Here is a 20,513-nt window from a genome sequence, read left to right as displayed (position 1 = left end):
CAAGAACGTATTCGTTCTCCGGAGACCTTGCTCAAAGCCGCTATCGGGGTCTTCCACAGCTAGCGGGTACAGCGCCATTTTTTTGCCAGTAGACGAAATCTTTTGACAATACTTGATGCATTTTAGCAACAATGAAAGTCACCAAAATTATCCATCGGTGCCGAATGGGTACATACTTACCCACATGCATTAATAAACACCGAAGGTGATTCACATGAAATCGTTCAACAGGTTTCAACAGCAAGTGAGCGTCCTGCTTGGCTGTGCGGCACTGGTGCTCGCCACTCCCTGGGCGGCAGCGATGCCGCTCTCGAATGCCCATACCAGCGACAGCAGCGTCGCACGCACCGACGCCGGCGCCATGGATGCGAACGCGCGCGCCTACGTTGAACTACTGGATTTACAAACCAGGGCGATCGACCATGCTGCGGTCGCCGTCGAGGCCGCACATGAACAAAATATGCACATGGTGTTCGTGCTGAGTATTCTGGCCGCCATCCTGGCGGCGGGCTGCGCCTGGCTGGCCATGGCCAGGCTGACCGGCCAGCGCGGTGCCGCGTACTCCGGCGGCAACGGACTCTAAGCCAAAAACATCTGCTGCAAGTCGTTCAGGAAGCGCTGCCCCAGCTCGGTTGGCCGGATGATCTGGTGATCGCGATACAGCAGCCCCTTCGCTTCCGCCTCGGCGCAAGCCTTGTCGATGGCATTGATCGGCACTCCGGTGCGCTCGCCAAACAGGTTCGGCGCAAAGCCGCCGGTCAGGCGCAGGGTGTTGAGCATGAATTCGAAGCCCATGTCCGCGCGCGGGATCTCGTGCTCTTCCTGGATGGCATTGCCCTGGTTGGCCGCTTCGATGAACGACTGTGGCTGCTTGTAACGCGCCTGGCGCAGCACGCGGTGCGGAAACGAGATCTTCGAGTGCGCGCCGGCGCCGACGCCGAGGTAGTCGCCGAATTCCCAGTAATTGAGATTGTGGCGCGCGCGCTTGCCGGCCTGGGCGTAAGCCGACACTTCGTAATGGTCGAACCCGGCGACGGCTGTCACGTCCGCGATCATGTCCTGCATGTCGGCACTGGCGTCGTCGTCCGGCAGCTGCGGCGGATACTTGGCAAACACCGTGTTCGGCTCCATGGTGAGATGATACAGCGACAGGTGGGGCGGCTTGTACGCCAGTGCGGTAGCGAGATCGTGGCGCGCCTGGTCGAGCGTCTGGCCGGGCAGCGCGTACATCAGGTCGAGGTTGAAATTGTCGAAGTTCGCATGCGCGATCTCCACCGAGCGCATGGCCTCGCGGTCGTCGTGGATGCGGCCCAGCGCCTTCAGGTGATCGGCATTGAAACTCTGGATGCCGATCGACAGGCGGTTGATGCCGCTGGCGCGGTAAGAACGGAACTTCTCGGCTTCGAAGGTGCCGGGATTGGCCTCCATCGTGATCTCGGCGTTGCCGTCCAGCGGCAGCAAGGTGCGCACGTCCGACATCAGGCGGTCCAGCCCCGCCGCGGACATCAGGCTGGGCGTGCCGCCGCCGATGAACACCGTATAAATCTTGCGGCCCCAGATCAGTGGCAGCGACTGTTCCAGGTCGAGGCGCACGGCGTCGAGATACGCTTTTTCGGGAAAGGCGCCGCGCGCTTCGTGCGAATTGAAGTCGCAATACGGGCACTTGCGCACGCACCACGGAAAATGGATGTACAGCGACAGCGGCGGCAGCGCGGTCAAGTTCAGCGCGCCGGGTTGCAGATACTGCAGGCCGACTGCGGCCGGCGAGCGCGTGCCGACGCTGACGCCGGCGACTTTAATTGGAATCATTTCAGTTTCTCGACCAGCACACGCAGGGCCTGGCCGCGGTGCGACAGCTGGTTTTTCTCGGCCGGGGTCAGCTCGGCGGCGGACTTGGCCATCGAAGGCAGCCAGAAATGCGGGTCGTAGCCGAAGCCGTTCTCACCGCGCGCGGTGGCACTGATTTCACCCATCCAGCGCCCGTCGGCAATCACCGGCTGCGGGTCGTCGGCGTGGCGCACGTAGACCAGCACGCAATAATAGTAGGCCGATTTGTCGGCGTGACTTTTTAAATCGCCGATCAGTTTGGCGCTGTTGTTCGCGTCCGACTTCGGCTCGCCGGCATAGCGGGCCGAGTAGACACCAGGGGTGCCGCCGAGGGCATTGACACAGACGCCGGAGTCGTCGGCCAAGGCCGGCAAGCCGGTCAGGCGGGCGGCGTGGCGGGCCTTGTGCAGGGCGTTTTCGACGAAGGTGGCGAACGGTTCGTCGCACTCGGGCACGTCGAATTCGCCTTGCGGGTGAACAGTAAAACCGATGGGATCGAGGATGGCGGCGAATTCACGCAGCTTGCCCGCGTTGTTGGAGGCGAGGATCAGGCGTTGGGTCATGGTGTGGGGGATGTAATGAGGCGTTGCGCAGGCGGCGGGACAGAGGCGGTATTCTACCCCTCATCCCCAAGACCGTCACCCCGGCGAAGGCCGGGGCCTATAGTCAATTGGCAGAAGCCGCGCAAATGACGACGGCGTAAACTTTATGACCAGCTCAGCATGGGTACCGGCGTTCGCCGGTATGACGGTGGGGGCGTTGGTGACGGTGTAGCGATGCGAACGATGCGGGTGCTAACTACGCCATCAAACCCAGCGCCTGCTTCTGCATCGTCACCAGGTCGGCAATGCCGCCCTGCGCCAGATCGAGCAGGCGATTCATCCCGGCCCGGTCGAACGCGGCGCCTTCCGCCGTGCCCTGCACTTCGATGAAGTGACCGGCATCGGTCATCACCACGTTCATGTCGGTGTCACAGCCAGAATCTTCCACGTAATCGAGGTCGAGCACCGGCATGCCCTGGTACACGCCAACCGAAATGGCGGCCACGAAATGCTTGAGCGGCACGGCCGGAATCACGCCGCGCCCGACCAGGGTGCTGAAGGCGTCATACGCCGCCACCATCACACCGGTGATCGACGCGGTGCGGGTGCCGCCATCGGCCTGGATCACGTCGCAATCGAGATGCAGGGTGCGCTCGCCGAAGGCCTGCAGGTCGAACGCCGCGCGCAACGAGCGGCCGATAAGGCGCTGGATTTCCTGGGTACGGCCGGACTGCTTGCCGCGCGCCGCTTCGCGGTCCATGCGCGTGTGGGTCGAGCGTGGCAGCATGCCATATTCGGCGGTCAGCCAGCCCTGCCCTTTGCCCTTCAAAAAGCCGGGGACCTTGTCTTCGATGCTGGCCGTGCAAATGACTTTGGTGTCGCCGCATTCGATCAGGACCGATCCTTCGGCGTGCTTGGTGTACTGGCGCGTCAGGCGGATGGTGCGCAACTGGTCGACGGCGCGGCCGCTCGGGCGTGATGCAAAATTCATGGTGCTGCCTTTTCTGTTTATTTGAGTACTTGGGAAGATTTTTCGATGGCGCCGCGGATTTCGGCCAGCGCCCGCTCGATTTCGTCTTCGTCGAACATGTCGACGGCGGCTTCGACCACCACCGGTGGCGGCGCGTCGGCATCGATGGAACCGGCCGATTCGTCGTCCAGCAGCGTGTCGGTGGTGATGGTCGAAGGCGTGCCGGAATCGTCCGTGCCGAGGTCCGCGCCTTGCCACATGATGGCCAGCGCGGTGGTGTTGTCGCCTTCGGCGCCGGCAATCGTGGTGGCCATGCCGATCATGTCGGGCACGGCGCGCACGATGGTGTGGTTCGACAGCTGGTGCACGATTTCTTCATCAGGCAGTACGCCCCACAGGCCGTCCGAGCAAAGCAGCAGCACGTCGCCGGCCTGCATGCTGGACTGGCGCGACATGGCGATTTTCGGCACGCTCGACGCGCCCAGGCAGTTATACAGCTTGTTGCGGTCGGGGTGGGTCGCGCGCTCGGACGGCTGCGCCAGGCCCTTCGAAATGAGGTGCTCGATGTGCGAATGGTCCAGCGTGCGCGCGAGGATTTGTCCGCCGCGCACCCAGTACAGGCGCGAGTCGCCGCAGTGGGCCCAGATGGCGCTGTTGTGCTGCACCAGGCACGCCACCACGGTGGTGCGCGGCGTGTCCTTCATGCCGTGCTGCACGCCATAGCGCAGGATGGCTTCGTGCGATTCGAGCAGGGCATCCTGCAGGAAGCGCTCGGGTCCCTTGATGTACGGGTTGGCCTGGCGCTGGAACATGGCCGACATGGTCTGCAGTGTAATGGTGGCGGCGACTTCGCCGCGCGCATGGCCGCCCATGCCGTCAGCGAGCACCAGCAGCAGCGACTCGCGCGTGAAGCTGTAGCCCATGCGGTCCTGGTTGACCTTGCGACCGCCTATATGGGTCTGTTGATAAACGGAGAATTGCATCGTGGTCCTGGTCGTGGTTGGCCGCTCGATTCGTTGATCAGCGGCGCGTGTATGGTTGTTTGAACGTCAGCCCGGTTTGCGGCCCAGCGTGCCGAGTTTGCCGACCAGGCCGCGCCAGCCGGCCGGCTTGTCCAGCCCGGCATCGCTGGGCGCCACCTGCGGCCCGGAGGCCAGCACTTTCTGCAGCGAGAACAAGCTTTGCGGGCGCGCCAGGGGATCGAGCGCCAAACACTGGCGCACCATCTCGACCATCGCCACCGAGTAATTGGCGACCAGCTTGTTGATCAGGGGCTCCATCTTGTCGAGCTTGCGGCGCTGGTCGGCCGGCTGCGGCGCCGAGCCGGCCATGCACGCGTACATCGCCGCGCCGATGCTGTAGATGTCGGTCCACGGTCCCAGTTTCGACGCCTTGATATACAGTTCCGGCGGCGCGAAACCGGGCGTGTACATTGGCGCCACGCGCGGTGAATCGATGTTCACGGTCTGGCGCGCGGCACCGAAATCGAGCAGGATCGGGGTGCCGTCGGTACGCAAATAAATATTTGCCGGCTTGAGGTCAAGATGCAACAACATGTTCGCATGAACCTCGCGCAGGCCGCCGCAGACGCCCGTGAACAGCTGGCGAATAAAGGCTTCGTTTGGCCGGCTGCCTTTCGCCTGCAGGCGCGCAATGTGTTCCTGCAAAGTGTGGCCTGACTCATATGCCATCACCATGTACACCGTTTCGTTGGCGCGGAAGAAATTGAGCACGCGCACGACGTTGGGATGGACGATCAGGGCCAGCGCGCGGCCTTCTTCGAAAAAGCACTTCAGGCCGATGCGAAAAACGGCCTGATTGGGCTTCGAAATGACAGGCGCGAGTTCGCCCGGCTGGCGCAAAGCCAATGCGCTGGGCAGGTATTCCTTGATGGCTACCGTGTTGCCGTCAGGGTCATATGCGAGGTAAACAATACTGAACCCACCTGACGCAATTTTCTTTACAATACGATATCCAGCAAGTTCCAGGCCATCGGGTAGTGGTGCGTTATTTTGTGCTGCCATTCGGTGAGGTTCCCTTGCTAACAAGCCGATTGTGTGGATAAATCACTGTTTTGTAAAGAATAAAAACCGGGGATCCCTTTGAGCATTTCTAGCATGACAGGTTATGCGGTTGCGACCAGCGAAGGCGCTGCGGGCACCCTGACAATCGAGATCAAGAGCGTCAATTCACGTTTCCTTGACCTGCAATTTCGGATTAACGACGAATTGCGTGCGCTGGAACCGGATCTGCGGGCGGCCATCATGGCTGCCATCACGCGTGGCAAAGTCGAAGCGCGCCTGTCGTTTGGACGCAAAGTGGCGGGTGGCTCGCAAGTGCTCAACGCCAGCCTGCTGGCAGACCTGGCGCGTCTGCAAAACGAAGTGAGCCAGCATTTCGCTGATGCCGCGACCATGAGTGTGGCCGAATTGCTGCGCTGGCCCGGCGTGATCGAAGAAGCGCACGTGGGCCAGGAATCGCTCCAGGCCGATGTCGCCGCCTTGACGGCCACCACGGTTGCCGCCTTTGTCGACAGCCGCCGCCGCGAAGGCGCAGCGCTGGAAGCGATGCTGGTTGCACGCATCGATGCGATGGACGTCATCGTCAAGCGCATCTCGCCGTTGATCCCGCAAGTGATTGCCCAGTTCCAGCAGAAAGCCATCGAGCGCATGCAGGACGCGCTGGGCCTGGCCGGTCACGCCACACCGCCCACGCTGACGCGCCAGGAAGTGCTGGAACGGATCCGCCAGGAAGTGACCTTGTACGGCATCCGAATCGACGTCTCGGAAGAACTGTCGCGCCTCTCGGCGCATTTGAACGAGACGCGCCACATCCTGAAAAAAGGCGGGCAGGTCGGCAAGCGGCTCGACTTCATGATGCAGGAACTCAATCGCGAAGCGAACACGCTGGGCGCGAAGGCGTCGGTGAAGGAACTGGCCGACGCGTCGATGGAGTTAAAATTGCTGATTGAGCAGATGCGCGAGCAAGTGCAGAACCTCGAGTAAACTGCGCACGGTCGCCGAATGATCAGTAACCCCGGCCTCAAGACCGTCATCCTCGCGCAGGCGAGGACCCATAGCATCTTCGTCTAGTGCTATCCCTATTCGTAAGTGGTATGGGTTCCCGCCTTCGCGGGAATGACTGTTTTTAAGTTGGCGGTTATAACTTGTTGCGTTGTTTAATACGCTGAAGAATTAAGGAACTACCATGCCCCTCACCGCCTTTTCCGGCAGCCTGTTCGTCGTCGCCGCCCCGTCCGGCGCCGGCAAATCGACCCTCGTCAACGCCCTGCTGGCCATGGAGCCCGCCATCAAGCTGTCCATCTCGACCACCACGCGCCCGCCGCGCCCGGGTGAAGTCGACGGCCGCGAATACCATTTCACCAGCGCTGCCGATTTCACCGCGCGCGCCGACGCCGGCGAGTTCCTGGAATGGGCCGAAGTGCACGGCAATTACTACGGCACCTCGCGCGTGCAGGTCGAAAAAGAAATGAAGGCCGGCACCGATATCCTGCTGGAGATCGACTGGCAAGGCGCGCGCCAGGTGCGCAAACAGTTTCCGGCAGCAGCAGGCATCTTTATTTTGCCGCCGTCGATCGAGGCGCTGGAACAACGCCTGCACAAGCGCGGCACCGACGAACCGCACATCATCACGCGGCGCCTGCTGGCGGCTGGCGGCGAGATCGCTCACGCGCCCGAGTTCGAATATGCTATCATCAACGAGGAATTTAACGTCGCGCTGGCCGAATTGAGCGCGATTGTCAAAGCGACACGCGCGCGATTTGCCCAACAAGCCGCCCGCAACGCCGATCTCTTCGCCCAGCTGGGCATACACGTCCAGCAGGCAGCTTAACTCCCGGTTGCCTCCCGCTTATTACCGCTACTACCGCTATTTAGGAACTACCATGGCCCGCATTACCATCGAAGACTGCTTGAAGAATATCCCTAACCGCTTTCAGCTGACGCTGTCGGCCACCTACCGCGCGCGCCAGTTGCTGCAAGGCCACACGCCGAAGGTCGATGCCAAGGACAAGCCAACCGTCGTGGCCCTGCGCGAAATCGCTGCCGGCAAGGTCGGCATCGAGATGCTCAAAAAAGTTCCGATGTAATAATCTGTGACAGTGGCATGCCGTTGGGCCGTGGATTTTCTTTCTTCTGTTATTCTGTAATCACATAAGCTGAAGATAGAATACAAAGCATGAGCCTCACCACTCCGGATTCCACAGAATCAGGCAAGACCAAATCCCGGGCCAAGCGCCCGGGCACAAAAGCCGGCGCGTCCCATATCGCGCAGGAAGAAGCAGCACCCGTTCACGGCGTCGCGTCGATCACCGCGCTCAACGCCAAGCTGGCCGAATACCTCACTCCCGCCGAACTGAAGAAAGTCAAGGAAGCCTACCGCTTCTCAGACGAGATGCACCTGGGCCAGGTGCGTAAATCAGGCGAACCCTACATTTCCCATCCCATCGCCGTCGCGGAAATCTGCGCCGACTGGAAGCTCGACGCCCAGGCCATCATGGCCGCCTTCCTGCACGACGTGATGGAAGACCAGGACGTCAAGAAGGACGAGCTGATCGAACGCTTCGGCTCGCCCGTGGCGAACCTGGTGGATGGACTGTCAAAACTTGAAAAGATCGAGTTCCAGAGCCTGGTCGAAGCGCAGGCGGAAAACTTCCGCAAGATGCTGCTGGCGATGGCCAGCGATGTGCGCGTAATCCTCATCAAGCTGGCCGACCGCCTGCACAATATGCGCACGCTTGACTTCATGGTGGCCGCCAAGCAGCGCCGCATCGCGTCAGAAACAATGGAAGTGTACGTGCCCATCGCGCACCGCCTGGGCCTGAATAATATCTACCGCGAGCTGCAGGACCTGTCGTTCTCGCACCTGTATCCGCTGCGCTACCGCACGCTGGGCAAGGCCATCAAGGCGGCGCGCGGCAACCGCCGCGAAGTGGTCAAGAAAATCCTCGAGTCGGTCAAGGGCACGCTGGCCATGGCCGGTCTCCAGGCCGAAGTCTACGGGCGCGAAAAAACCCTGTACGGCGTCTATAAAAAGATGCGCAACAAGCACCTGTCGTTTTCGCAGGTGCTGGACGTATATGGCTTTCGCGTCGTGGTCGACACGGTGCCGAACTGTTACGTGGCGCTGGGCACCCTGCACGCGCTGTACAAGCCGATGCCGGGCAAGTTCAAGGATTACATCGCGATCCGCAAACTGAATGGCTACCAGTCGCTGCACACCACGCTGATCGGCCCGTACGGTACGCCGGTGGAGTTCCAGATCCGCACCCAGGACATGCACCGCACCGCCGAGTCTGGCGTGGCGGCGCACTGGCTGTACAAGAATGGCGAATCGAACCTGTCCGACCTGCAGCAGCGCACCCATGCGTGGCTGCAGTCGCTGCTCGACATCCAGCAGCAGACCGGCGACTCGGCCGAATTCCTGGAACACGTGAAAGTCGATCTGTTCCCCGATTCGGTCTACGTGTTCACGCCGAAATCGAAAATCATCGCCCTGCCGCGCGGCGCGACGGCGCTCGATTTCGCCTACACCATCCACACCGGCATTGGCGACCACACGGTGGGCGTGAAGATCAACAACGACACGGCGCCGCTGCGCACCGAGTTGCACAACGGCGATATCGTCGAGATCATCACCGACACCAACTCGCGCCCGAGCCCGACCTGGCTCAGTTTTGTGCGCACCGGCAAGGCACGCTCGGCCATCCGCCACCACCTGCGTACCATCAACCTGGGCGAGTCAGTCGAACTGGGAGCCGAGCTGCTGTCGCAAGCCTTGAGTGCGCTCGGCATCGACCCTGTTTTGCCGGACCACACCATCGAGAAGTTGCTGGGCGAATCGTCGGCCAAGTCGCTCGACGAGCTGTACGCCGACATCGGTATCGGCAAGCGCATGGCGGCCCTGGTGGCGCGCCATATCTTCGGCCTGATGGGCATCAGCGCCGACATGCTGCCGAGCCAGGCACTCGGTGGCAGCGAGCTCGACCCGGTCACCATTTACGGCAGCGAGGGCGTCTCGGTGCAACTGTCGCCGTGTTGCCTGCCGATTCCCGGCGACACCATCATCGGCCAGTTGCGGCGCGACCAGGGCCTGGTGGTGCACACCATCGAATGCCTGCCAGCGCAGCGCCTGCGCGCCAAGGAACCGGACCGCTGGATCCCGGTCCAGTGGGGCAGCGACCTGAACCGCCGTTTCGATTGTCGCATCCGCCTGTTGATCAACAACGAAAAAGGCATCCTGGCGCGCGTGGCGGCCGAGATCGGCGAGTCGGATGCCAACATCACGTATGTTGGCATGGACGAAGACGACGAAAACATGATGACCCAGCTGCGCTTCACGATCCAGGTGACCGACCGGGTGCACCTGGCGCACCTGATCCGCAATCTGCGCAAGGTGGCGGGCGTGAACCGGGTGGAGCGCGAGCGCGGCTGACGCAGCAGCAATCGCTGCGCCGGGTCAACCCAGGGCGTGCAGTGCCAGGATGCGGTCGAACGCCGCGCACGCACCCGTGCATGCGTCGGCAATCTCGTCTTCCGACGTCACGTGTTCCTTCAGTGCCAGCATGAACATTCTCCAGCGCGGGCCGGGGCCGGCCGGATCGCCGCGCAGGTAGCGCAGCGGATGGGGCGCCAGGCGGGCGGCCAGGCGCTGGTACAACACCGCGCCGCCCAGCTGCGCGCCTTCCAGCACATACACCACGCCCCAGCGGTAGGCCGCGCTGGCCTGCTCGGGCCACGGCGCGACCTTGAACGGCGCGCGCAGCAGCATGCCCGGTTCCAGCAGATCGGCTTGCAGCAGCGCCATGCGCTCGACCGGCGCCAAGCCGGCGACGCCCTGGGGGCCATCGTCGAACCGTTCCAGCCAGGCGTTCAACGGCGCCATCCAGTCGCGCAGCAGTTGCAGGTGCAGCGCATATTCCGGCAAGCCGGCGCCCTCGTGCGCCAGCGGCAAGCCGCCGTCGAGTTGTTCGTGGCGGCTGGCCGTGGCTTGCCGCAAGGCTTCCAGTGCGCCCACCATCAGTTGGGCACCGGCGCGGGATAGTCGACCGCGAGAATTTCCAGCTCCTCGGCCCCAAGCGGCGTCTGCAGCGTAACCAGGTCGCCCTCGCGCGCTTTGGTCAAGGCGCGCGCCACCGGTGAAATCCAGGAGATCTTGCCGTGCAGCGGATCGAGCTCGTCGATGCCAACGATGGTGACCGTGTGCTCTTCGCCAAGGTGGGTCTGGTACTGGACCGTGGCGCCGAAGAAGACCTGGTCGTTGCCATGATGGACGCTCGGGTCGACAATTTCCGCCGTGTCCATGCGCTTGGTGAGAAAGCGGATGCGGCGGTCGATTTCGCGCAGGCGCTTCTTGCCGTAGATGTAGTCGCCATTCTCGGAGCGGTCGCCGTTCGACGCCGCCCAGTGGACAATTTTGACGACCTCGGGTCGATCGACATCGATCAGCTGCAGCAGCTCATCCTTGATGCGCTGGTAGCCGGCCGGCGTCATGTAATTTTTCGCGCCGGCAGGAATGGCCTGCGCCAGCGCGACCGCGTCTTCGTCGTCGTCGTGGTCCGACTCTTTGGTGAATGCCTTGTTCATCGCGCCATTGTACGTTCAAGCACCGGCACGCGCACCGTTGCCCGGTTGACGAGTGTGTTTACCGTATTATGGGGCATGACGACGCCCCTCCCCTCGCGCAGCCGATTGCTCATGCCGCTGGTTTACCTGGTCGGCCTGGTGGTCCTGCTCGAAGAAGCGTTCTGGCGCGCCGGCATGTGGATCGGCGGCTGGGTGGCACGGCTACCACTGGCGCGCTTGTTCGAACAATTGATCGTGGCCCTGCCGCCGTGGGCTGCCCTGTGCGCCTTCGTGCTGCCCGGCTTGCTGCTCATTCCGGTCAAGCTGCTGGCCTTGCTGGCCATTGGCAACGGTCACGTGGCGACCGGCGTGACCACCTTTGTCGTGGCCAAGCTGGGCGGCGCCGCGCTGGTGGCGCGCATCTATACCCTGTCGCTGCCAAAGCTGCTGACGCTGGCGTGGTTCGCGCGCTGGCACGCACCCGTGATCGCCTTCAAAACGCGCTACCTGGAACGGATGCGCGCCAGCCACCTCTGGCGCCGCACCGCGCTGGCCATGGACGACTGGCGCCGCGCCGCGCGCCATGCCGCTCGCCAGGCACGGCGCGCCTGCACGCGTCCACGCAAGCATGGCAAAGCCGCGCCGCACCTGCTGCGCGTGTTGCGGCGCTTCCTTGCCATGCGCCGCGCGCGGCGCCGCTGAAAGGCCGCATGGACCAGTATCAAGCCCGTTTTGACGCCGTCGCCAGCCACATGCCGGGGCTGGTGTACCAGTGCGCGCAGCAGCCGGACGGCAGCATCGCGTTTCCGTATCTTTCCGACGGCTGCGCGGCGCTGCTGGGCATCACGCCGGACGTCCTGCAGCAGGATCCGGGCCGCTTGCTGGGTTTGATCCTGGAACAGGACCGCGCGGCTTACCTGGCCGCGATGCAGGCCTCACGCGCCAGCATGGCGCCCTGGAACTGGGAGGGCCGCATCCATGTCGCGGCCTGGGACGACGTGAAATGGATCAGCCTGCGTGCCAGTCCGCGCATGGCCGGCGCCGTGCTGCTGTGGGACGGCATCATGACCAATATCACCGACAGCAAGACGGCGCAACTGGCGCTGGCCGCGTTGCGCAGTCACAGCGAACTGGTCAAGGAACAGGAACGGGCCCACATCGCGCGCGAGCTGCACGACGACCTGGGCGGCAACCTGAGCGCCATCAAAATGGCGCTGGCCATGCTGACCCAGCGCCTGCCGGCCGAGCCGCCCATGCTGGCAGTCAAGGCGGCGTATCTCGACAGCCTGGTCGACCGCAGCATCGATGCCGTGCACCGCATCGCGCGCGATCTGCGCCCGTCCACGCTCGACCTGGGCATCGTCGCGGCGCTGGAGTGGCAGGCCAGCGAGTTTGCCGGCCGCACCGGGATTGCCTGCCGCGCGCGCATCGATCCGGCTATCGCGCTCAGCGACGAGCAGGCCACCGCGCTGTTCCGCATTTTTCAGGAGGCGCTGACAAATATCGCCAAGCACGCCGCGGCCACGGCCGTATCGGTGCGACTGCGCCAGGTGGCCGATACCTTGCAATTGTCGATCAGCGACAACGGCCGCGGGGTGGCGGCCCCTGATCGCCTGAAACCCGATTCCTTCGGCATGCGCGGCATGGAGGAGCGCGCCAGGGCGCTGAAAGGCAGCTTGACCTTGTCGGTTCCGCCCGGAGGTGGCACGATGGTGAGTGTCCTGATACCACTTACTCCCTGCATGCCGCCAGTTTCCACCCCATGACCGAAAAAGCCACCATCCGCGTCTTCATTGCCGACGACCACGCCATCGTGCGCGAGGGGCTCAAGCAAATCCTGGCTGACTCGCGCGATATCGTCGTGGGCGGCGAGGCCGAGAACGGCCTGGACGCGATTCGCCTGTTTCCCAAGTCGCGTTGCCACGTCATGCTGCTCGACATTTCGATGCCTGACAAAAACGGTATCGAAGTGCTCAAACAGATCAAAAAAGAATATCCCGATACGCAGGTATTGATGTTGTCGATGCACCGCGAAGACCAGTACGCCATCCGTTCGCTGAAAGCCGGCGCGGCCGGTTACCTCACCAAGCAGGCCGCGCCCAAAGAACTCGTGGTGGCGATCCGGCAAGTGGCCGCCGGGCAGAAATATGTCAGCGCCGCGCTGGCCCAAACGCTGGCGTCGCAAGTGGGCGAAGACCATACCACGCCGGTTCACGATACGCTCTCCGACCGCGAATACCAGACCCTCACCTTGATCGCTTCCGGCAAGACCGTGAGCGATATCGCGCTGGAGTTATCCCTCTCGGTGAAGACCGTCAGCGAGTACCGCGCGCGCCTGCTGGTGAAGATGAAACTCAAGAATAGTGCCGAGTTGACCCACTATGCGATTCGCAATCATTTGGTTGAGTAGCCGTAAAGTGTGAGAATAGTAGGGTTTCCTGCCTTTTTTCCTAAGATGTCGAGTGGAAATTCACATTATCATAGAGTCAATCTCGAACTCACTGCAAGCCGCCCATGTCCACAACCGTTCCACCCGCCTCCCCCTCCCCCGGCCCCGGCGCCAATCCGACCGAGGTGGCGCGCGAGGCCTTCAAACGCCTGGCGGTGCGCCGGATTGCGCCGACGCCAGACGCGTACCGCGATATCTACAACGAAATCGTCGGGGTGCCGCCTGCGCTCGCGCCCACCGTGCTGCCCGATCCGGGCCCGGAGATGGTGCTCAACGGGTTTGCCGTAACGCTGTCGACCACGCCGGGTGAACTGGCCGATTTCGGGCGCCGCCTGAACCGCGCCGTCAAGCTACGCGACTGGGATGGCTACGCGCGTAGCCTGTCGCAACTGGCCGAAAAATACTTGCGGCGCACCACGCCCATTGATGTACTGGGCATTGAGAGCAACGACGAGCGCATCCTGCGCGACATGCTCAGCCGCACGCTGGCGTTTGCGGTGGCGTCGCTGCTTGCCGGCAGCCCGACCCTGATTAGCGAAGCTGAAGCGCTCGGCGCCGCCGTCAAGAACGCGCATGGCGAAGCCGCCTTGCTGGAGATCGCGGCGCGTCTGAAAGAGCTGTGCTACCGCATCGAACTGAAAAGCGGCGACGACGCCGAGCAACAGGAATTGCTGCTGCGGCTGTTCAAACTGCTGCTGGAAAACGTCGGCGAATTGCTCGACGACGACAGCTGGATGCGCGGCCAGGTGACCATCGTCACGGAACTGATTTCCGGGCCGATCGACCAGCGCTCGCTGGAAGATGCAACCCGCTCGCTGAAGGACGTGATCTACAAGCAGGGCCAGCTCAAGCATGGCTTGTCGGACGTGAAGCTGACCGTCAAGAACATGATGATGACGTTTGTCGAACGGCTCGGCTTCGTGGCCCAGTCGACCGGCGAATTTCACAGCAAGATCGATGGTTTTTCCACGCGCATCCGCGGCGCGGAAGACATTGCCCAACTCGACGTTGTGCTCGATGAAGTGCTGAAAGAAACCAGCAAGGTGCAGGAGGAAGCCTTGCTTTCGCGCGACCGCATGCTGGCAGCCCACCAGGAAGTGCAGGAAGCGGAACAGCGCATCCGCCAGTTGGAAGAAAAGCTGCGCAACCTGTCCGACCTGGTGCGCGAAGACCAGCTTACCGGCAGCCTGAACCGTCGCGGCCTGGACGAATTGTATGAACGCGAGAGCGCGCGCGCCGACCGCCGCGGCACAACGCTGTGCGTGGCGCTGCTGGACCTGGACGATTTCAAGAAACTGAACGATACCTACGGCCATATCGCCGGCGACAATGCGCTGAAACATCTGGTGAAAACGGTCAAGGACACGCTGCGCTCGATGGATGTGATTGCCCGCTTCGGCGGCGAGGAATTTTTGATCGTGCTGCCGGAAACGACGGTCGAGGCGGCAGCGGCGACCATGACGCGGCTGCAGCGCGAACTGACGCGCCATTACTTCTTGCACGAAAACGAAAAATTGCTGATCACCTTTTCGGCCGGTGTGGCGCTGCGCCTGCCGAACGAGGAACAGACCGCGCTGATCCGGCGCGCCGACCGCGCCATGTACCAGGCCAAGCAGGCCGGTAAAAACCGCGTCGTCATCGCCAGTTAACGCGACCCGCATTCCCTGGTGCCAGACTACCGCCCCGTTCCTCGCACCCCGCCATTCCCTCAATCAATTACCCATCAATTAGGGTCAGAGTCAAATTAATCTGCAACTAATTCCGTAAGTCAACCGGTAGGGTCAGAGTCGAATTGTTTTGCAATTAGTTGCCAAACAATTCGACTCTGACCCTATTTATTTTATTTTCTAATTAGAAAAATTGCTTGGAAATTTTACACTGACCCTATTTGGTTTGTATGAAATGGTTTTATGGACATTCCCGCTAGCGCCGCCCAGCATACACTGGTACACGCTGCAGAATTCCATCCAATTGCAACGGCGCTTAAAAATATATAAAGCCAGAAGGCGTGTTCCGCGCGCCGCTTTTGAGGGACAATTATTCGCGCCAATACCGCCACCACACGATAATAATCTTATCTGCATAGTGATGCTGGATTTACTATGCATTGCGCGCATTATCTCGCAGCGGACTCTGGCGAATGATTGGATTCCAGAAACCAACGAAATAAATGGGGCGAATTCCGAAAAGCCATATGAGTAGGACCACGTCTGATTTAGAAAGTACATCATGTCAAATCAAGCATTGGTCGGTGGGTGGACGCCATATCATGGCGTGACACCTGCAGATGCCGCCGTTTTCAAAACTGCACTCAACGGCTTTGTTGGCGTGCATTACTCGCCAACTGCCGTTTCAACGCAGGTAGTGGCCGGCGAAAATTTCCGCTATAAATGCACGGCGTCGATACCGCCAGCAGATGTCATGTGGGAAGCGGTCGTTGAAATTTACCAGCCGCTGAATGGTCCGGCGTATATTACCGGCATTCACAGGATTTAAAACCAGCGCGGCGATGTCCCCGGCCTTGCACAGTGCTGCATGCGCGCCGTGCAAGCGCCGCTTGGCGCATCCGCAGTCTTTCCGGCGGCTTACAACCGTATCTCAGCCACCATCTCGGCGCGCGCGTCAACACCGGTTTCGGTAAATCCCAGCGATCCGTAAAACCGCTGCGCTGTGACATTGCCCGGCTTGTAGCAGATTGAAATGCGGCACGCATTATGGCAGGCGCGGATTTCGGCCAGCAGCAACAGCATGGCGGCGCGGCCGATGCCCTGGTGCTGGCGCGGATAATCGATCATCAGTCGGTAAATGGCGTAATGCCCCGGCTCATCGTCCCCTTCGACATCGTACAGCGCGAAACCCGCCGGCGCGCCATCGCAATAAATGGCGCGCGGGCGCCAGTCGGGATAGTAGTGGGCCTGCGCGATCGAATACGCGTTGCTGGCCAGGTTGACAGCCTGATCTGGAGGTAATTCCATGTCCATCAGCGCTTCGAAATTGTCGACCGTGACGGGTTCCAGGGTGACGTTCATGCGCTCACTCGTCGACCGGATCTTTTGCGCTACCAAACAGGCGCTCCTTGGTGCGCAACAGCTTTTGTACCTTCGAGCCCATCTTCATCAACTGCGCCATCGCCTCAGGCGACATGCGCTGCAAATCGTCGAACCAGTTGTTGGCCATGTCCACCAGGTCATGCATTTCGCGCATGCGCTCCTGCGCAAAAGCGTCATCTGGCGTTTTTACGGTGACCAGCAGCGACTCGCGCAGCACCGACAAGGTCGGGGCGACTTCACGCCGGCGCCGCTCGGCGGCCACCACGCGGAAAATTTCCTGGACATCGCCCAGCGAAGTGAAATATTCGCGCCGGTCGCCCGGAATGCGCGACAGGCGCACCAAGCCCCACGACTGCAGTTCCTTCAAACCGATACTCACGTTCGAGCGCGAAATACCCAGTTTTTCGCCGATGTCGTCGGCGTGCAGTTGCTGCTCGGTGACGAACAGCAACGCGTAGATCTGACCAACCGTGCGGTTGATCCCCCAGCGGCTGCCCATCTCGCCGAAGTGGCTGACAAACGTGTGGACCAGTGGCGTCACGATGGTGAACTTTTCGAAGTTTTAGAAAGCTGGATTATCTCACGTTCATTTTAGGCACACACGCCCGCCAGGAAATTGTCGTTTTGACAATTCCCGACCAAGCTACTCCACTATGATCGCTTTTGTAATTTTTAGGTGCATAATTTCACTAACTTCTGAAAATTCAAAATAATGGAAAGATTCAGCGTGGCCGCTGAAATAACAATATGGCAACGCAACAACCCGACACCGCACGCAACAGCACGCTCGGCCTGAGTGCCGCGCCGCTGCTGTGGATTGCCCAAGCCGCGCTGCTGGCCTGCGCCATCGAGCGCCTGGCCAACGGCGCCGGCGTGGATGGCATGCTGGTCCCCGCGCTCGTTTTTCTGCTGCTGGGCCTGGCACGCGCCAGCTTCGAAGCCTGGGCGGCACGGCGCCTGTTTGCAGCCGCGCGCGAACGTGTGAGCCAGTTGCGCACCAACGCGGCCGCCGCGCTGGCGCGCCGTTCCCCGCTCGATCCGGCCCGCCTGCCCTCCGGCCAGGCCGCCAGCGTGATGGCCGAACAGGCCGAAGCCGTGCTGCCATGGCTGCTGCGCTACCAGCCGGCGCGTTGGCGTGTGATGCTGGTGCCGCCCGTGATCGCGCTGGCCGTCCTGACCCAGTCCTGGCTCGCCGCCCTGGTCCTGGTCTGCGCCGCGCCCCTGATTCCCCTGTTCATGGTCATCATCGGCTGGCGCGCGCAGGCCGCCAGCGCGGCCCAGCTACATGTCAGCGGCGGCATGAACGGCTTTTTGCTCGACCGCCTGCGCGGCCTGTCGACCCTGCGCGCACTCGGCGCCATCGACGCCACCGCGCTGCGCCTGCGCGCCACGGCCGAAGCGGTGCGCGCCAGTACCATGGCGGTTCTGCGCATCGCCTTTTTATCGTCGACCGCACTGGAACTGTTTTCCGCTCTGGGCGTCGCGCTGGTCGCGGTGTACATCGGCTTTCACCTGCTCGGCGAAATCGTTCCGGGCAGCTGGGGCCGGCGCCTCACCATCGGCCAGGGCATGTTCGTGCTCTTGCTGGCGCCCGCCTTTTTCGAGCCGCTGCGCGAACTGGCAGCGGTCTGGCATGACAAGGCGTCCGGCCAGGCCGCGCTCGACGCGCTCGCAGCACTCGACGCCGACATGCTGGCCGTACCCGGCGCACTGCAGGCGGCGCATGCCGCCGCCCTCACCACAGCGCCCGCCATCGACATCGCGGCGCTGCAGTTCGGGCACGGCACTGAAACGCCCCTGTTCAATGGCCTCGACCTGCACATCGGCGCCGGCGAACACGTCGCCCTGGTGGGCGCCAGCGGCAGCGGCAAGACGACCTTGTTGGCGCTGATCGCCGGCCTGGCCCCGGCCAGCGGCGGCACCATCCGCATCGGCGGCGCCGTGCTCGATGACGCCAGCGCCCCCCTGCTGCGCGCCGGCATGGCCTGGATCGGCCAGGCGCCGCACGTCTTCCCCGCCACCGTGCGCAGCAATGTCGCCCTGGCGCGTCCCGGCGTGTCCAGCCTGGCGGTGAGCCGCGCGATCGATTTTGCCGGACTCGGACAAGTGCAACACGCCACCCCGCACGCCAGCCTGGGCGAAGGCGGCACCGGCCTGTCCGGCGGAGAACTGGTGCGCCTGGCGCTGGCGCGCGCCGCGGTCGCATCCGGCACCACGCTGCTGCTGGCCGATGAACCCACCGCCCGGCTCGACCGCGACACCGGCACCCAAGTCATCGACGCCCTGCTCCTGCTGGCCCAGGGCCGCACCATGATCGTGGCCACCCACGACCTGGCGCTGGCAGCACGCATCGGCCGCGTGATCCACGTCGGCCCGACCACCAGCGCGAGGCAAGCCGCATGAAACGCCCCAACGATACATTCACCATTCTGGCCCTGTTCGCCCGCGTGGCCGGCGCCCGCCTGGCGCTCGGCGCGCTGCTCTCGACCCTGGTGGTATGGGCCGGCATGGCGCTGCTTGGCACCTCCGGCTGGTTCATCAGCGCGACTGCGCTGGCCGGGCTGGCCGGCGCCACCTTCATGTTCAACGTGTTCGTGCCCAGCGCCGCCATCCGCCTGCTGGCACTGGGCCGTACCTTCGGGCGCTACGCCGAGCGCATGGTCACGCACGACGCCACCTTTGCCGTGCTGGCGACGCTGCGCGAGCAGCTGTTTCGCGGCTGGGCCGCACCCGATGCGGCGCGCACGCTGCTGCGTCGCCCGGCGCGTCTGCTGTTTCGCCTGACCCACGACATCGACGCCCTCGAATCGATTTACCTGCGCCTGCTGGCCCCGGCCTGCGCAGCCCTTGGCGCCGCCTTGCTGGCCGGCGTCCTGCTGGGCGCGATCGACCTGCGCCTGGGCGTGGCGATGTTCGCCTGGCTGGTGCTGTGCGGCGGCGGCATCGCTGTCATCGTGGCGAGGCGCGCGCGCGTGCTGGCACTGCACCGGGTGCGCGCACTGGAACGCCTGCGCGCCGCCAGCATCGACCTGGTGGCCGGCCAGACCGACCTGCTGATGGCGGGACGCCTGACGGCCCAGTGCGCGCAGCTCGGCGCGCTCGATGGCAGGCTGGCCCAGGTCGACGACGCCCTGCACCAGCTGGAAGTACGGGCCGGCTGGGGCTGGGCCGCCGGCAGCCATGCAACGGTGGCCTGCGTCCTGCTGGCAGTCGGTATGCTCGCCGAACGCAAACTGATCGGCGCGCCGCTGGCCGCACTGGCGCTGCTGACGGCGCTGACCGCGCTCGAGCCGTTCGCGGCCTTGCGGCGCGGCGCCATCGAAGCGGGCCGCAGCGCGCTGGCGGCGCGGCGCGTGGCGCCCCGACTGCGCCAGAACAGCCCGGCTACGCCAGGCCCAAGTCTGCCAGATGCCGACACCGCGCTACGCCTGCTTGACGCCAGCGTCGTCCACGCCGGCCGCGACGGCGCCGCACTGCACGCCGTCATGCTGCGCATCGGCAGCGGCGAGCGCGTGGCCATCATTGGCGCCAGCGGCGCCGGCAAATCGACGCTGCTGGCGCTCGCCGCCGGCGAGCTGGCACCCGCATCCGGCCAGGTGCAGGCCCAGGCTTGCACCTGGCTGACCCAGCACACCGAACTGTTCCAGGACAGTGTGCGCGACAACCTGCGCCTGGCCGCGCCCGCTGCCAGCGATGCGCAACTGTGGGACGCCCTGCACGCCGCCGGCCTGGAACACGACATTCTCCAGTTCGGGCGCGGCCTCGACACGATGCTGGGCGAAGGCGGCCTCGGTTTGTCCGGCGGCCAGGCACGCCGCCTGGCGCTGGCGCGCCTGCTGCTGAAACAGTCGCCGTTCTGGCTGCTCGATGAACCGACCGAAGCGCTCGACAGCGCCACCGCGGCCGACGTGCTGGCGCGCCTGGCGCAGCACGCGCACGGCCGCACAGTACTGCTGGCCACGCACCTGCGCCGCGAAGCCGCGCTGGCCGACCGCCTGCTGATGTTGAAGGACGGTCGCATCGCTGCCGACCTGCAGCGCGGCACATTCGCATTCAACGCGGCGCTGCTGGCGCTGCGTCACGACTAACTGC

General features: G+C 63.3%; 21 protein-coding genes. 12 read left to right on the top strand and 9 right to left on the bottom strand.

The window, feature by feature from the left end; all coding sequences use genetic code 11:
• Positions 1–214 precede the first annotated feature (214 nt).
• Complete coding sequence (locus V6M87_RS23980) at positions 215–583, top strand: hypothetical protein (protein WP_332879193.1); 369 nt, start codon at positions 215–217, stop codon at positions 581–583.
• On the opposite strand, the gene hemW is transcribed toward V6M87_RS23980, so the two are convergent.
• The 5 genes from hemW to V6M87_RS23955 all read right to left on the bottom strand — a co-directional run bounded on the left by hemW (position 580) and on the right by V6M87_RS23955 (position 5,363).
• A complete protein-coding gene (hemW, locus tag V6M87_RS23975; RefSeq protein ID WP_332879192.1) occupies positions 580–1,809 on the bottom strand; it encodes a radical SAM family heme chaperone HemW in 1,230 nt (409 codons plus the stop codon). The two genes, V6M87_RS23980 and hemW, sit on opposite strands and share 4 nt — an antisense overlap.
• Complete coding sequence (gene rdgB, locus V6M87_RS23970; RefSeq protein WP_332879191.1) at positions 1,806–2,390, bottom strand: RdgB/HAM1 family non-canonical purine NTP pyrophosphatase; 585 nt, start codon at positions 2,388–2,390, stop codon at positions 1,806–1,808. The genes hemW and rdgB overlap by 4 nt, the downstream gene beginning before the upstream one ends.
• A 235-nt stretch (positions 2,391–2,625) precedes the next feature.
• On the bottom strand, positions 2,626–3,360 hold the full coding sequence (gene rph, locus V6M87_RS23965; RefSeq protein WP_332879190.1) for a ribonuclease PH: 735 nt from the start codon (positions 3,358–3,360) through the stop codon (positions 2,626–2,628).
• Positions 3,361–3,377: 17 nt separating this feature from the next.
• Positions 3,378–4,322 (bottom strand): PP2C family protein-serine/threonine phosphatase, encoded by a 945-nt coding sequence (locus tag V6M87_RS23960; RefSeq protein WP_332879189.1) that lies wholly within the window; start codon positions 4,320–4,322, stop codon positions 3,378–3,380.
• A gap of 66 nt (positions 4,323–4,388) precedes the next feature.
• Positions 4,389–5,363, bottom strand: coding sequence for a serine/threonine protein kinase (locus V6M87_RS23955; protein WP_332879188.1), 975 nt, complete (start codon positions 5,361–5,363; stop codon positions 4,389–4,391).
• 93 nt (positions 5,364–5,456) lie between these two features.
• Between V6M87_RS23955 and V6M87_RS23950 the strand changes: the two genes are divergently transcribed.
• The 4 genes from V6M87_RS23950 to V6M87_RS23935 all read left to right on the top strand — a co-directional run bounded on the left by V6M87_RS23950 (position 5,457) and on the right by V6M87_RS23935 (position 9,792).
• Positions 5,457–6,344, top strand: a complete 888-nt coding sequence (locus V6M87_RS23950; RefSeq protein ID WP_332879187.1) for a YicC/YloC family endoribonuclease — start codon at positions 5,457–5,459, stop codon at positions 6,342–6,344.
• A gap of 202 nt (positions 6,345–6,546) precedes the next feature.
• Entirely contained in the window at positions 6,547–7,191 is a 645-nt protein-coding gene (gene gmk / locus V6M87_RS23945; RefSeq protein WP_332879186.1) for a guanylate kinase, read from the top strand.
• A gap of 52 nt (positions 7,192–7,243) precedes the next feature.
• On the top strand, positions 7,244–7,447 hold the full coding sequence (rpoZ, locus tag V6M87_RS23940; RefSeq protein ID WP_332879185.1) for a DNA-directed RNA polymerase subunit omega: 204 nt from the start codon (positions 7,244–7,246) through the stop codon (positions 7,445–7,447).
• Positions 7,448–7,536: 89 nt separating this feature from the next.
• Positions 7,537–9,792: a RelA/SpoT family protein gene (locus V6M87_RS23935; protein WP_332879184.1), complete on the top strand. Its 2,256-nt coding sequence runs from the start codon at positions 7,537–7,539 to the stop codon at positions 9,790–9,792.
• A 24-nt stretch (positions 9,793–9,816) separates the two neighbouring features.
• On the opposite strand, the gene V6M87_RS23930 is transcribed toward V6M87_RS23935, so the two are convergent.
• Positions 9,817–10,377, bottom strand: coding sequence for a biliverdin-producing heme oxygenase (locus tag V6M87_RS23930; protein ID WP_332879183.1), 561 nt, complete (start codon positions 10,375–10,377; stop codon positions 9,817–9,819).
• A complete protein-coding gene (gene greB, locus V6M87_RS23925; RefSeq protein ID WP_332879182.1) occupies positions 10,377–10,943 on the bottom strand; it encodes a transcription elongation factor GreB in 567 nt (188 codons plus the stop codon). The genes V6M87_RS23930 and greB overlap by 1 nt, the downstream gene beginning before the upstream one ends.
• Before the next feature lie 111 nt (positions 10,944–11,054).
• Here greB and V6M87_RS23920 point away from each other — a divergent pair, with 111 nt between their 5' ends.
• From V6M87_RS23920 to V6M87_RS23900, 5 genes are all read left to right on the top strand, one after another.
• Positions 11,055–11,624, top strand: coding sequence for a hypothetical protein (locus V6M87_RS23920; RefSeq protein ID WP_332879181.1), 570 nt, complete (start codon positions 11,055–11,057; stop codon positions 11,622–11,624).
• 8 nt (positions 11,625–11,632) lie between these two features.
• Positions 11,633–12,688 (top strand): sensor histidine kinase, encoded by a 1,056-nt coding sequence (locus tag V6M87_RS23915; protein WP_332879180.1) that lies wholly within the window; start codon positions 11,633–11,635, stop codon positions 12,686–12,688.
• A complete protein-coding gene (locus tag V6M87_RS23910; RefSeq protein ID WP_332879179.1) occupies positions 12,685–13,332 on the top strand; it encodes a response regulator transcription factor in 648 nt (215 codons plus the stop codon). The genes V6M87_RS23915 and V6M87_RS23910 overlap by 4 nt, the downstream gene beginning before the upstream one ends.
• A 104-nt stretch (positions 13,333–13,436) precedes the next feature.
• Positions 13,437–15,020 carry a GGDEF domain-containing protein gene (locus V6M87_RS23905; protein WP_332879178.1) on the top strand — a complete coding sequence of 528 codons (1,584 nt, stop codon included), beginning with the start codon at positions 13,437–13,439 and terminating at the stop codon, positions 15,018–15,020.
• A gap of 580 nt (positions 15,021–15,600) precedes the next feature.
• Entirely contained in the window at positions 15,601–15,867 is a 267-nt protein-coding gene (locus tag V6M87_RS23900; RefSeq protein WP_332879177.1) for a hypothetical protein, read from the top strand.
• A gap of 89 nt (positions 15,868–15,956) precedes the next feature.
• On the opposite strand, the gene V6M87_RS23895 is transcribed toward V6M87_RS23900, so the two are convergent.
• Both V6M87_RS23895 and V6M87_RS23890 read right to left on the bottom strand, forming a co-directional pair.
• Positions 15,957–16,400: a GNAT family N-acetyltransferase gene (locus tag V6M87_RS23895; RefSeq protein ID WP_332879176.1), complete on the bottom strand. Its 444-nt coding sequence runs from the start codon at positions 16,398–16,400 to the stop codon at positions 15,957–15,959.
• A gap of 4 nt (positions 16,401–16,404) precedes the next feature.
• The gene (locus V6M87_RS23890) at positions 16,405–16,920 is read right to left on the bottom strand and encodes a GbsR/MarR family transcriptional regulator (protein ID WP_332879195.1); all 516 of its coding nucleotides are present in this window, start codon (positions 16,918–16,920) and stop codon (positions 16,405–16,407) included.
• Between the two features lie 248 nt (positions 16,921–17,168).
• On the opposite strand from V6M87_RS23890, the gene cydD reads away from it, so the two are divergent.
• Together cydD and V6M87_RS23880 are read left to right on the top strand one after the other, a co-directional pair.
• Complete coding sequence (cydD, locus tag V6M87_RS23885) at positions 17,169–18,824, top strand: thiol reductant ABC exporter subunit CydD (protein WP_332879175.1); 1,656 nt, start codon at positions 17,169–17,171, stop codon at positions 18,822–18,824.
• Positions 18,821–20,509, top strand: coding sequence for an amino acid ABC transporter ATP-binding/permease protein (locus tag V6M87_RS23880; RefSeq protein WP_332879174.1), 1,689 nt, complete (start codon positions 18,821–18,823; stop codon positions 20,507–20,509). Before cydD ends, V6M87_RS23880 begins: the two co-directional genes overlap by 4 nt.
• Positions 20,510–20,513: the final 4 nt, after the last annotated feature.

Source organism: Massilia sp. S19_KUP03_FR1, assembly GCF_036688685.1.
Classification (GTDB): Bacteria; Pseudomonadota; Gammaproteobacteria; order Burkholderiales; family Burkholderiaceae_D; genus JALYUM01.
Note: the sequence above shows the minus strand (reverse complement) of the source record. Positions and strands in the feature narration are given on the sequence as shown.